The organism is Erwinia aphidicola (assembly GCF_024169515.1).
GTDB lineage: Bacteria > Pseudomonadota > Gammaproteobacteria > Enterobacterales > Enterobacteriaceae > Erwinia > Erwinia aphidicola.
On sequence record NZ_JAMKCQ010000001.1, the window covers coordinates 2,429,345 to 2,441,929 of the forward strand.

At 56.5% G+C, this 12,585-nt stretch carries 13 protein-coding genes and 3 tRNA genes; 8 read left to right on the forward strand and 8 right to left on the reverse strand.

Going from position 1 to position 12,585, the window contains the following annotated elements; all coding sequences use genetic code 11:
* Positions 1-53 precede the first annotated feature (53 nt).
* Together J2Y91_RS11285 and J2Y91_RS11290 are read right to left on the reverse strand one after the other, a co-directional pair.
* A complete protein-coding gene (locus J2Y91_RS11285) occupies positions 54-1,466 on the reverse strand; it encodes a PepSY-associated TM helix domain-containing protein (RefSeq protein WP_133624709.1) in 1,413 nt (470 codons plus the stop codon).
* Between the two features lie 59 nt (positions 1,467-1,525).
* On the reverse strand, positions 1,526-1,942 hold the full coding sequence (locus J2Y91_RS11290) for a DUF2946 domain-containing protein (RefSeq protein WP_133624707.1): 417 nt from the start codon (positions 1,940-1,942) through the stop codon (positions 1,526-1,528).
* Between the two features lie 231 nt (positions 1,943-2,173).
* Between J2Y91_RS11290 and J2Y91_RS11295 the strand changes: the two genes are divergently transcribed.
* Positions 2,174-3,379: an MFS transporter gene (locus J2Y91_RS11295; protein ID WP_133624705.1), complete on the forward strand. Its 1,206-nt coding sequence runs from the start codon at positions 2,174-2,176 to the stop codon at positions 3,377-3,379.
* A 136-nt stretch (positions 3,380-3,515) separates the two neighbouring features.
* Here J2Y91_RS11295 and J2Y91_RS11300 read toward each other — a convergent pair whose 3' ends face one another.
* Together J2Y91_RS11300 and J2Y91_RS11305 are read right to left on the reverse strand one after the other, a co-directional pair.
* The gene (locus tag J2Y91_RS11300) at positions 3,516-3,989 is read right to left on the reverse strand and encodes a YbaK/EbsC family protein (RefSeq protein WP_133624703.1); all 474 of its coding nucleotides are present in this window, start codon (positions 3,987-3,989) and stop codon (positions 3,516-3,518) included.
* A gap of 218 nt (positions 3,990-4,207) precedes the next feature.
* Entirely contained in the window at positions 4,208-5,305 is a 1,098-nt protein-coding gene (locus J2Y91_RS11305; protein ID WP_133624701.1) for a GGDEF domain-containing protein, read from the reverse strand.
* Between the two features lie 254 nt (positions 5,306-5,559).
* Here J2Y91_RS11305 and J2Y91_RS11310 point away from each other — a divergent pair, with 254 nt between their 5' ends.
* A complete protein-coding gene (locus J2Y91_RS11310) occupies positions 5,560-5,796 on the forward strand; it encodes a DUF1435 domain-containing protein (protein WP_133624699.1) in 237 nt (78 codons plus the stop codon).
* A 101-nt stretch (positions 5,797-5,897) separates the two neighbouring features.
* On the opposite strand, the gene J2Y91_RS11315 is transcribed toward J2Y91_RS11310, so the two are convergent.
* From J2Y91_RS11315 to rsmC, 4 genes are all read right to left on the reverse strand, one after another.
* A tRNA-Leu gene (locus J2Y91_RS11315) sits at positions 5,898-5,984 on the reverse strand.
* 42 nt (positions 5,985-6,026) lie between these two features.
* Positions 6,027-6,113: transfer RNA gene (locus J2Y91_RS11320), tRNA-Leu, on the reverse strand.
* Between the two features lie 33 nt (positions 6,114-6,146).
* Positions 6,147-6,233, reverse strand: a tRNA-Leu gene (locus J2Y91_RS11325).
* 169 nt (positions 6,234-6,402) lie between these two features.
* Positions 6,403-7,431 (reverse strand): 16S rRNA (guanine(1207)-N(2))-methyltransferase RsmC, encoded by a 1,029-nt coding sequence (gene rsmC, locus J2Y91_RS11330; protein ID WP_048914713.1) that lies wholly within the window; start codon positions 7,429-7,431, stop codon positions 6,403-6,405.
* Between the two features lie 107 nt (positions 7,432-7,538).
* Here rsmC and J2Y91_RS11335 point away from each other — a divergent pair, with 107 nt between their 5' ends.
* From J2Y91_RS11335 to tssK, 6 genes are all read left to right on the forward strand, one after another.
* Complete coding sequence (locus J2Y91_RS11335) at positions 7,539-7,958, forward strand: DNA polymerase III subunit psi (protein WP_048914714.1); 420 nt, start codon at positions 7,539-7,541, stop codon at positions 7,956-7,958.
* Positions 7,921-8,361, forward strand: a complete 441-nt coding sequence (gene rimI, locus J2Y91_RS11340) for a ribosomal protein S18-alanine N-acetyltransferase (protein ID WP_048914715.1) — start codon at positions 7,921-7,923, stop codon at positions 8,359-8,361. The genes J2Y91_RS11335 and rimI overlap by 38 nt, the downstream gene beginning before the upstream one ends.
* 44 nt (positions 8,362-8,405) lie before the next feature.
* Complete coding sequence (gene yjjG / locus J2Y91_RS11345; protein ID WP_048914716.1) at positions 8,406-9,086, forward strand: pyrimidine 5'-nucleotidase; 681 nt, start codon at positions 8,406-8,408, stop codon at positions 9,084-9,086.
* A gap of 1,093 nt (positions 9,087-10,179) precedes the next feature.
* Entirely contained in the window at positions 10,180-10,677 is a 498-nt protein-coding gene (locus J2Y91_RS11350; RefSeq protein ID WP_062818463.1) for a hypothetical protein, read from the forward strand.
* Between the two features lie 20 nt (positions 10,678-10,697).
* The gene (gene tssJ / locus J2Y91_RS11355) at positions 10,698-11,204 is read left to right on the forward strand and encodes a type VI secretion system lipoprotein TssJ (RefSeq protein WP_133624696.1); all 507 of its coding nucleotides are present in this window, start codon (positions 10,698-10,700) and stop codon (positions 11,202-11,204) included.
* A 23-nt stretch (positions 11,205-11,227) separates the two neighbouring features.
* A complete protein-coding gene (gene tssK / locus J2Y91_RS11360) occupies positions 11,228-12,571 on the forward strand; it encodes a type VI secretion system baseplate subunit TssK (protein ID WP_133624695.1) in 1,344 nt (447 codons plus the stop codon).
* Positions 12,572-12,585 lie beyond the last annotated feature (14 nt).

Consider the following 12,585-nt stretch of genomic DNA (forward strand, 5'->3'; position numbering starts at 1 on the left):
CTACTCTGATACGGCGTAGGGGCGGCGGCATGCCCCGCCCGGAATTGACTGATCTAATGCGTTTTTTGCCAGCGCCACATATCTATCGCCAGCAGCACCAGCAGGCTGGCGCCCATCACCGGCAAGCTCACCGCCGCAACCGCCACGATCACCAGCAGCAGAAAACGGGCGCTGATTGAAAGCGGGCGCCAGCAGCCGAGCAGGGTATCCAGCGGGGCAACCTTGCCACCCGCCGGGCGGCGCAGCCACCACATGCGGTAGCCGATGACGATCATCACGCACAGCCCAAGGCCAAACAGCGCCAGCACCAGCTGATTCGCTAACCCGAACAGCACCCCCATATGCGCATCCACGCCCCAGCGCGTCAGCTTCGCCAGCAGGCCAAACTGGGCGAATTCCACCTTATCAATCACTTGATTATTCTGCGGATTGACCGCTACGCTGTCGACCTGGGTTGGCCAGCGGCGGTCGATCTCATTCACCGTCCAGGCCTTATCGGCCTGGTAAGCGGGACGGATCTCAAGCTTCGCCGCATCAATCCCGGCTGCCCGCGCCGCGCTGAGCACGCGATCAAACTGTGCGGGATGGATCGCCACTTGCGCGGCATCGTGCGCCATCATCATATGGCCCTGATGCTCGGCGTGTTCATCCATCGGCATCGCTATCGCAGGTTCGGGATGCAGGGCGGTATTGACCTGAGGTGTTAACCAGCCAAAATGGCTGCGCAATTGGGCGATATTCTCTCCGGCCCAGCGCGACCACGTCAGCCCGGTGGCGGAGAAAAATACCAGACCAAGCAGCAGCGCCAGCCCCAGCGTGGTGTGCCAGTGACGCTGCCCGGCCAGGCGCTGCGCACGGGTTGGCTGCGCACCGGCTTTTCGGCGCGGCGCGCGGCGGGTAGCCCACAGCAGAGCACCGCCCAGCGCGGCTATCCACAGCCAGCTGGCGGCCAGTTCGCTGTAGTTGCGGCCGACCTCGCCCAGCAGCAGGCTGCGGTGCAGATAGTCAAGCCAGGTGCGCAGCGGCAGGATACCGCTGGTGCCGTAGGCGGTCAGTGAGCCGCGCACTTCCAGCGTTTTCGGGTCGATAAATATCGCCTGGCTCTCCGACGGGCCGAGGCCGGCGCGGGAAAACATCACCCGCGTGGTTTCACCCTCGTGCGGGGCCGGGCGCACCGCCATAATTCTCGCGCCAGGGCCGTAAAACTCGCTGGCGCGCGCTACCTGGGCAGACAGCGGCCGATCCGCACCGCTGGAGGCGGTAAACAGCTGCTGATGATACAGCGCCTTTTCCAGCTGCGGGGTCAGCACATACAGCGTGCCGGTCAGCGCGGCGATAAAGATAAACGGGGCGATAAACAGCCCGATATAGAAATGCAGGCGACGCAGCAGCGGCAGCACGCTGCTGCGGCTCTGGCTGGCGTGCAGGGTGATAGGTTTCAGTTGTTCTGACATAGTCTCTTCCATCCGCCTGATAAACAGGCATCCATCAGGGCCTGCGCGCGGGCAGGCAATAAATGACGTGATTACAGGAAAGCGACGGCCTGCGGCGGGGCGCGAGGGTGGAAATAGCGGGGCACAATGCGTGCGGCAACCGACTGCACCAGCGGCAGCTGGGGCGGTTTGGCCGCCTGAAGTGCCGACCACAGCAGCGGCAGCACCAGCATGTCGAGCGGCAGGTGCGCCAGCAGCACGCAGTAGCCGCAGGCGCTGTCATCCATCATTGACAGCGGATGGTGGTCCGGCATCGGGTGGTCCATCGCTGGCATCCCGGCCATCTCCATCTCCATACCCATCGCATGATGCATCATCATGCTGTCACCGCCGCGCCGATCCGCCAGTGATTTGGAAATCACCGGAGCAACAAACAGCAGCAGTATCGCCAGCAGGCCAAGCCAGGCAGCAAGCCGACTGCGGGTATAAGAAAATTCGCATAGAGACATGCGCGGATTGTACGTGAATTGGCTGCCGGGAGGGAAAACATTGTTGCTCAGAGTAAGGCGATTTAAGTTGAAACACGGTTAGTGGGCTAATGATTACATGGGTAATAGAATGAAACGCGCGCTTACAGCCTGAATCTAAGCCTGACAAAAGGCCGCCCGGAAACACCTGTATTACATGTTATAAACAAAAGGTTAACACTCCTCTCGCCCTATAAGACAGGATCTGACCCTATGTTTAACTGGACTTCGACCCAGCGCAACGTGGCGTTTGCCAGCTTTGCCAGCTGGACGCTGGACGCGTTTGACTTCTTTATTCTGGTCTTCGTGTTGAGCGATATTGCCGCAAACTTTAATACTAAAATTTCCGAGGTTTCGCTGGCGATTATGCTGACGCTGGCGGTGCGACCGATTGGCGCGCTGCTGTTTGGCCGCCTGGCAGAGAAATTTGGCCGCCGCCCGATCCTGATGGTGAATATCATCACCTTCACCATTTTCGAACTGCTGTCGGCCTGGTCGCCGACGCTGGAGTGGTTCCTGGTGTTCCGCGTGATTTACGGCGTGGCGATGGGCGGAGTGTGGGGCGTGGCCTCCTCGCTGGCGATGGAAACCATTCCTGACCGTTCACGCGGGCTGATGTCGGGCGTATTCCAGGCGGGCTATCCGTGCGGTTACCTGCTGGCGTCGGTGATCTTCGGCCTGTGCTACAGCCTGGTCGGCTGGCGCGGCATGTTCCTGATTGGCGCACTGCCGATCCTGCTGCTGCCGTTTATCTATTTCAAAGTGCCGGAGTCGCCGGTGTGGCTGGCGGCACGCGAGCGCAAAGAGAGCAGCGCGCTGATGCCGGTATTGAAAAGCCACTGGAAGCTGTGTGTCTATCTGGTGCTGCTGATGGCCTGCTTTAACTTCTTCAGCCACGGCACGCAGGATCTCTACCCAACCTTCCTTAAGGTACAGCACGGCTTAGAGCCGCACGTCATCAGCATCATTGCCATTTGCTACAACATCGCCGCCATGCTGGGCGGCGTCTTCTTTGGTTCGCTGTCGGAGAAGATCGGGCGTAAAAAGGCGATGATGATTGCCGCGTTCCTTGCGCTGCCGGTGCTGCCGCTGTGGGCTTTCTCCAGCGGCTCCTGGGCTGTGGGCATCGGTGCATTCCTGATGCAGTTTATGGTGCAAGGAGCCTGGGGCGTGGTGCCGACCTATCTCACCGAGCTGGTGCCGGCCAATGCGCGTGCGGTGCTGCCGGGTTTTGTCTACCAGCTGGGGAATCTGATTGCCTCGGTCAATGCCACGCTGCAGTCAAAAATCGCGGAGGCGCACGGCAACAATTACGGTCTGGCGATGGCGATTGTGGCGGGCACCGTCGCGGTGCTGATCTGCGTGATTGTCGCCTTCGGGCGCGAAACGCGCGGCGTCAAAATCTCCGGGGAACCTTAAATAAAGTAGGGGCGAGGCATGCCTCGCCCTGGGTCAGGCATGCCTGACCCCTACGGTTTCATCGGCGGTTGGCGCATATCCAAATCTCCGGGTAGGGGCGAGGCATGTCTCGCCCTGGGTCAGGCATGCCTGACCCCTACGGATTCATCGGTGGTTGGCACACATCCACCCATTCGGCGTCGGTGAGCTGCGCCATATAGTCGGGGGTAATGCGCACTGCGCTATGGATAGCGCCTGCGGCAGGCAGCACCTCGTCAAAATCCTTTAGCGACACATCACAATAGACGGTCAGCGGATGCTCCAGCCCGAACGGGCAGACGCCGCCGACCGGATGCCCGGTCCAGGTGACCACTTCATCGGTACTCAGCATGCGCGCCTTGCTGCCCAGCGCCTCTTTCAGCTTACGGTTGTCTAGCCGCGCATCGCCACGGGTGACGATCAGCACCACGCGGTCTTTCACCTTCAGCGACAGGGTTTTGGCGATCTGTCCTGGGGTGACCCGGTGGGCTTTCGCCGCCAGATCGACGGTGGCAGTGCTTTCCGCCAGTTCGATGATGCTGATTTCGGGGGCGCGTTCGGCAAAAAACTGCCTGACAGATTCCAGACTCATGCTGTTCTCCTGAATTTTTAGCCGATAAAATTGCCATATTGTTAGCAATCTGTAAACGGCAAAAAATTCGCGCAGGATGAAAAAACAGCGGTGCTAATTACACTGTTCTCGATTTAATTTGGCTTAATATCTTATTCGGCGTGGGCAATAAAGCGTTTGTATTAAGTAAAGGAGAAGTTTTGAAAATGAATGAGCCTGTTATCCAGGCTCATTCATTTTTACAGCGCGTCGGCGGGCTGAGTCAGTGGTTTTTTAATCAAATCCTGATGGCTGAGGATAGTATTACGGCCCTGGTTTTTTGCCAGATATAATGCCCTATCTGCATTAGCCAGCGCAGTGTCAAAATCTTCTTCAATCAGTGGCGCAATTCCGGCGCTGACGGTGACGTGTGTTGCGACCCGATCGTTAAAGTGATGAGGAATATCCAGGTCGAGCACGTACTGGCGGATGCGCTCGGCCAGCTTCAGGGCAATCGACTCATTCACGTTGGTCAGCAGCACCAAAAACTCTTCGCCGCCGTAGCGGCTGACGATATCGCGCGAGCGCACGGCATCACGGATCGCCACTGATACCCGCGCCAGCGCCTGGTCACCCATCGCATGGCCGTAATTGTCGTTATAGGCTTTGAAATGGTCGATATCCAGCAGCAGCACAAAGTGGCTGCCAGCGTGATTCTCCAGAATATTTTCCAGGCGGTTTTTCAGCCCGCGCCGGTTATACAGCCCGGTCAGCGGGTCAAGCATGCTGAGATCGCTGTAGGTCTCTTTCTCTTCATACAGCTGGCTCACTAACCGCCGGGTAAAGTGGTCGCGGCGGCGCTGCATCAGGTGGTGCAGGGTGAAGCCAATCAGCGGCAGCGTAATCGTGAACAGTATTAGCAGCGTGTTTTGCCCCTGATCGAGCATCAGCACCGCCACGGAGGCCGGGGCGGTATGCAGGCAAAAGGCCAGCAGGTGATCTCCCAGCGCAATGGCGCTGATAAAGAACACGCTGACCAGCGCCATCATCAGATAGCTGTCGTCAAAATAAAACGCCTGATTATACTTAACCACAATTTGCCACGCCCAAAGTATTCCGGTAATCAGCGCCGCAATATTTAATAGCGGAAATTTCCCTAAAGGCTTTAACAACATCCATATCAGTAAGGTGACGCTCATTATTACTATCGCGAGGGAGGGCTTGGTTACCATTGACGCGGCATAGCCATTCACGCGCAGCATGCAGAATGAAGCGGTAGCTGTGTTTAAAAATAGAAATAGCATCAGCGATAGCCGACGCTTGCTGTGCAGCAATTCATCGTAGCTTTGTATTTTCATTATGAATACTCATGACTGCCCTGAAATATCAAAACGCTATCATTGCGTGATGGCCGATATCCCAACCTGGAATAGTTTTGAGTTGTTATTATAAGAATTATCTTAATAGTGTTCGCTGCCAATCTACCACTTTAAGCTGGAACTGTCATCTGCGGGGTCAAAGTTTCAACAATGTTGCTGCAAAATGATAAGAACTATCATATGCTATTGGTAATCATTATCATTTGTAAGCGTGTGGATTAGGGGGAAGCTGGATGATAGGTAAAAGACTGGATAGCGGCTGGGGGATCCTGCTGCCGTGCGCCATGATGCCACTGGTGGCGATGATGGAGCTGTCGTTCAGTGAATGGCGCGTGCTGATGGTGGCGGCGTTCCTCGCAACCCTGGTGATGCTGTTTCATAAACGGCTGCGTCACTACATGCTGCTGCCATCGTGCATAGCACTGGCGGGCGGCGTTGCGGCGATTTTGGTGAATTTTACGTCAGGGTGATGAACGGATAAAACAGGGATGAACAGACAATAACAGGGAGTGTTGATATCAGAGAGAAAACGGATGGAATAAGGTGGGAGTCACTACTGAGGGATTCAACATGGTGCGAAGAGAGGGACTTGAACCCTCACGTCCGTTAAGACACTAACACCTGAAGCTAGCGCGTCTACCAATTCCGCCACCTTCGCGTCCTGTTGAACTATCGTACTGCTTATTCATATCACCGCAAATGGTGCGAAGAGAGGGACTTGAACCCTCACGTCCGTTAAGACACTAACACCTGAAGCTAGCGCGTCTACCAATTCCGCCACCTTCGCGCAGATGCTGCGTAATATGAACAACGTGGTTTTTGGTGCGAAGAGAGGGACTTGAACCCTCACGTCCGTTAAGACACTAACACCTGAAGCTAGCGCGTCTACCAATTCCGCCACCTTCGCATACCCGCAACATAACAACGTTATATCGCAACCACGGAGGCGCATTCTAGAGATTTTACCAGGGACGTCAACAGTTATTTCTTATTGTTGAAACAACAGCCTGGAAAAACAGCGCTGCCGTAACGTTTGAAGCGGGTCGGGCATGCCCGACCCTACGGATTGCGGCGTACTATTTCTTTGGTGGGCGGCCTTTAACGGCGCGGTACACTTTGAAACGGCCATTCTGTAGCAGCACTTCGTGGCTGCCGAAGGTTTCGTCCAGCACCTGCGGATAAGGCAGGAAGGCGTTGGCGACAATGCGCAGCTCACCGCCGGTGTTCAGGTGGGTGATGGCCCCGCGGATCAGCGTCTGTGCCGCATCCAGGCTGGTCTGCACGCCATCGTGGAATGGCGGGTTAGAGATGATCATATCGAAGCGGCCGGGGATGTCGGAGTAAACATTACTGGCGAACACTTCGCCTTCCAGCTGGTTGGCTGCCAGCGTGGCTTTACTGGCTTCAATCGCCGCCGCGTTGACATCGGTCAGCGTCAGGCGCACTTTTGGCGAGAAGCTGGCGATCATCGCGGAGAGCACCCCGGCGCCGCAGCCCATATCCAGCACTTTGCCTTTCATATGCGGTTTGAGGGTGGAGAGCAGCAGCTGGCTACCGATGTCCAGACCGTCGCGGCTGAACACCCCCGGCAGGGTTTTCACCGTCAGGTCGCCCAGCGGGTATTCGTCCCAGAAGGTATCGACGTCGAACGCTGGCTGTTTCTCCAGCTGGCCGTGATACAGACCGCAGCGGCGCGCGCTGTCGATTTTCTCAAGTGAACACCAGCCTTCCAGCATCTGCTCGGCGCTGCGCACGCCGCTGCGGTTTTCACCGATGACGAAAACATCGCTACCCACCGGCAGCAGGGCCAGCAGGTTTTGCAGCTGGAACTGCGCTTCCGGCTTGTTCTTCGGCCAGTAGTACACCAGCGTATTGCAGTCGGCGACCATGTCGGCCGTGGCGACGAGGCCATAATGGGCATTTTCTCCCAGGGCGCGGCTGAGGATCTGCCAGTGATGATACTGCTGGGTATGTACCCGGCTGAGCGCGGTATCCAGTTGGGCGGGCAGGTCATCCTGCAGGTCGCCAGCAAACAGCACGCGGCGTTCAGTAAATTCATCACTGTGGCGCAGTATCACTTCACTGGCCGGGGTAAATGCGGACATCGATGGCTCCTTTAATTTCAGAGCGGGGATTATAGTCGTTTGTTGGCTCTTAATCATCGGGTTTGCTAGCATAGGCGCGCAAACGGGCGACCAGACAGGAAAAAAAGATGTCTTCCAGACGTGACTGGTTATTACAGCAAATGGGCATAACGCAGTATACGCTGCGGCGTCCGCGCGCCCTGCAGGGGGAGATTGCGGTGACGTTACCCGCTGAAACTCGCCTGGTGATTGTGGCGGATACCCCGCCCGTCCTGCAGGATCCGCTGGTGGCGGACGTGCTGCGCGCTCTTAACCTGCAGGCACCGCAGGTGCAATTACTCACTCCCGACCAGCTGGCGATGTTGCCGGATGACGCCCGCTGTAACAGCTGGCGTTTAGGGCTGGACGCCCCGGTGGCCTTAGCCGGAACTCAAATCGCTTCGCCAGTGCTGGCGGAGCTTTATCACAATGCCGACGCCAAACGGGCGCTCTGGCTGCAAATTTGCCAACATGAATCAGATTTCTTTACTCACCACGCAAGACCTTGAGCCGGCGTTTGCCATTGAGCAGCGTAGCCACGCTTTCCCCTGGACAGAAAAGACACTCGCCAGCAATCAGGGCGAGCGCTATCTGAATTTTGCCCTGCGCGTCGACGGCGTGCTGGCAGCCTTCGCCATTACGCAGGTGGTGCTGGATGAAGCGACGCTGTTTAACCTGGCGGTAGACCCGGCCTTTCAGCGCCGTGGCCTCGGGCGGGAGCTGTTACGTCATCTGATCGGCGAGCTGGAGCAGCGCGGGGTGATGACGCTGTGGCTGGAAGTGCGCGCCTCAAACGCTGCTGCTATCGCGCTCTATGAGCAGCTGGATTTCAACGAGGTCTCGATCCGCCGTAACTATTATCCAACCAGAGACGGTAAAGAAGACGCGATCATGATGGCCCTCACGATATAAATGACACATTACGCCTGACCTTCAGGTAAGTAAGGAATGCTCCAATGCTACAAAACCGTGACTGGATTCTTTTTGACGCTGACGAAACGCTGTTCCACTTTGATGCGTTCGCCGGCTTGCAGCGTCTGTTTCAGCAGTACGATGTGCAGTTCAACAAGGCGGACTACGACGACTACCAGGCGATCAACAAGCCGCTGTGGGTCGACTACCAGAACGGCGCTATCAGCGCACTGCAGCTGCAGCAGCGTCGATTCGAAGGCTGGGCCAGCAGGCTGAACGTCACCGCGCACCATCTTAACAGCGGTTTCCTGACGGCGATGGCCGAGATCTGCACGCCGCTGCCGGGTGCCGTTGAGTTACTCAACGCGCTGAAGGGGAGGGTGAAGATGGGGATTATCACCAACGGCTTTACCGCACTGCAGCAGGCGCGTCTGGAGCGTACCGGCTTCCTCGGCTACTTCGATCTGCTGGTGATCTCCGAACAGGTCGGCCACGCCAAACCGCACCCGGCAATCTTTGATTATGCTCTGAACCAGATGGGCAACCCGCCGCGCGAGCGCGTGCTGATGGTGGGTGACAACCCGGATTCCGATATTCTTGGTGGCATCAACGCCGGCATGGCGACCTGCTGGCTGAATGCCGATGGCCGCAGCCTGCCGGAAGGCATTGCGCCGACCTGGCAGGTGACTTCTCTGAACGAACTACAACGTCTGCTGGGTCTTTAACCCCCCGGCTGCCTGCGGCTGATTGTCCTGATTGGCCGCGGGTGATGTCCCTATTTGCCCCTTCTCTGCCCCCTCGAGGGCGAAATTCTCTCCATTTTTGAGACACTTATAGCCAGTGAACGCCCATCCTTAAATTTGTCTTAACCAGCCAAATTAGAGCTTTCTGCTGCCTTCGTAGTGGTTATTACTCTCATTTACTGCCTTGTGGCACAGAACCAGGATTTAAGTCTGATACCCCAATCTCATTGTGGCCGGGCGCTAACTGCGTCTCATTTAGTACCGGCATAAACAGTTTTTTTAAAAATTTTTTGTTTCGGGTATTTCACAATTTTGCACGTCAATTACGCGATTTGATAAATAATCAATAAGAATTTCTAGGATTAATCCTAAGCAACTTCTGAAATTGAGTGATATTTGTCTTAACATTGATAGTTAAGCAAACCTAATCATAACTTAAGTGGATTAAGCACGTTGAATTGTTGAATGTTGTCTGTAAACTTATCGTGAAATTTACAAATAAATACTTCCCATTACCTTTTTGAGATGACTTTTGTCAGCCTCATGCGGTAGCTATAGCCAAATTCCAGCGCGACCACTCTTTGTAACTTGATGTTATTGATCGTAATTACGGTTGTTCGCTGGTATGGTAAGGATTGTTGCCGCCTGTGGTGCTTTACAATCCATTTTTGGCTTCATTTGGAGCTGTAGCCATAAGTTTCCGAATTATAAGCGTAATGGAAGCTATCTGGTCTAATCTGTTCTAATCGTAACCTATTGATTTTTACTTTTATAATCGCTGCAAATTAATCAATGATCCTGGGTGGTACCGTTATCACTCTCGGCTTATTGATGTATCGCTTAAGTGAATCAGTAATCTTGTCTGATGTGAGCTTTTGATCAATCTCGCCTGCAGGAAGCAGCGGATAAATCCTGGTGACTTGATTCTTGCCTGGCTCAGCAGCGCTTCGCTGGCAAATGCCCGGCACGCTGCCCCCTTCCTGCTGGTTAAATCTGTACTGCTGTCTTTTTTTGGTGCTGTTCTGCGGGCATATCTGCCCGTCCCTGTCATTTTGAGAAACGTATGAGGATCATGGTGAAAATTCGTATCGCATTAAGCCTGCTGTTTGTGTTGAGCGTTGCCGGATGCAAAGCACCACCGCCGCCAATGACGGATGACACGATTGTTTCCAGTACTGTCGATGGGGTGAAGCTGAGCTATCGCCACGCTATCACTCCGCCGCAGAGCTTCACGCCCGTCAACGAAGAGTACCGTGCGCTGTACGGCGCCTCAGTGATGAGCCGACCTGACTTTGGCGGCAAGCTGGTGCGTAACCTGGATAACGCGCAGAGCTTCACCGTGCTGGGAACGGTAGAGAATAACTGGCTGGCAATTGCCGAAAGCGGGCAGGAGCAGCTGCTGGGCTACGTGCCGCTGCGAGCCGGTGTGAAAAGCGACATTTACGACAAAACGATAAAGGCCGATCAGCGCCGTAAGCGCGTGCGCGCTCCAGCGAAAAAGACCTGCGTTGCGGTGGATGGCGATAGCAAAGCGTGCCAGAGCAGCAACAGCGGAACCTGGATCATCGATTAATCGTTAATGGTCGCCCGATTATGAACAGACTGAATATTTGGCGCCTGAGCCTTCAGGTGCTTTGCCTCACCGCGCTGGCACTGCTGGCCGGCTGCGGTTCATCTTCACGAGACACACCCACGCAATACAGCCTGCTGTTCCAGGCGCATCCGCAAATTAACCAGTCGGCACCGCTGAAAGTGCGCGTGCTGTGGCTGAAATCCGATGCGGATTTCATGTCGGCTGATTTTTACTCTCTGCAAAACAACGCGCAGAGCGTGCTGGGTGCCAACCTGCTGGACAGCGAGCAGTTCTTCCTGATGCCGGGCCAAACCAATAAAAAAATCGTCGGGCAGAACAACCCTGGCGCGCGCTACATCGCCATCATGGCGGAATACCAGGCGCTGGATGGCAAGAGATGGCGTCTCTCCCTGCCGTTACCGCAGCCTTCAGACAGCCGTTTTTATGAGGTCTGGAAGGGGTCGGACGATGAGCTGCATGCCGAAGTCATTGCGGATATCAGCGGCATCCGCGTGGTGAAAAACTGACAGCGCCGGAGACAGGAGCCAATATGAGCAAAGCAGAAAAAGTGGTCTGGACCGAAGGCATGTTCCTGCGCCCGCACCATTTCCAGCAGTCTGAAAGCCACCTGCACAGCACCCTGCGTGACTGGGGCCTGGCACAGCGCCCCTATCTGTGGGGGCTGCACGATATCGAATTCGACGAGGCGATGCTGCGCCAGGGCAAAGTGGCGCTGGTCTCCGCCAGCGGGCTGCTGCCGGATGGCACCGCCTTCTCGTTTCGCGATGCGCGCCAGTCGCCACCCCCGCTAAGCATTCCGGACAACCAAACCAACGTGAAAGTGGTGCTGGCACTGCCGGTACGGCGCGGCGGGCGCGAAGAGGTGATTTTCAGCGAAGCGGGGGATTCCCTGGCGCGCTTTATCAGCTTCGAACGCGAAGTCGATGATTACAACGCTATCTCGGTCGGTCAGGCGGCCGTGCAGTTCGGGCGCCTGCGCCTGCGGCTAATGCTGGAGAGCGAACTGACCGCGGAATGGACGGCGATTGGCGTGGCGCGGGTCAGCGAAAAGCGCAGCGACAGCCAGCTGCGCCTCGACAGCAGCTATATCCCGCCGATGCTTAACGCCATCAGCCAGCCGCTGCTGTACGAATATGTCGGCGATATTCACGGCCTGCTGGAGCAGCGCAGCCAGCAGATCGGCCAGCGCCTGCAGCAGTCCGGGCGCTTCAATACCGCTGATATGGTCGACTTTATGCTGCTGGCGCTGATCAACCAGCAGCTGGGCCACATCAGCCATGTTAAAAATCTGCCGCTGCTGCACCCGGAAGCGCTGTTCCAGCACTGGCTGGCCTTTGCCAGCGAGCTCACCAGCTGGACGCCGCAGCGCGGGCCGCACAATACGCTGCCGGTGTATAACCACGACGATCTGGCAGGCTGCTTCGGGCAACTGACGCTGCTGCTGCGCCAGGGGCTGTCGCAGGTGATGGAAGAGAACGCCATCCAGCTGCCGCTGACCGAGCGCTCCCACGGCCTTAACGTGGCGACGGTTACCGAAGCGTCAATGGTGCGCGAGTTTGGCTTTGTGCTGGCGGTGCGCGCTAACGTACCGGCCGACGCGCTGCAAACTCACTTCCCGGCGCAGATGAAAGTCGCCCCGGTGACCAAAATTCGCGATCTGGTGCAGCTGCAGCTGCCGGGCATGGTGCTGCGCGCGATGCCGACCGCACCGCCGCAAATCCCCTGGCACGCCGGTTACAACTACTTCCAGCTGGAGAAGGGCGGGGAGTTATGGAAAGAGATGGAGAAGTCCGGGGCCTTTGCCCTGCATCTCGCCGGGGAGTTCCCGGGGCTGGAGATGGAATTCTGGGCAATCCGCAGTCACGCCGTCTGAGCAGGGAATGAATC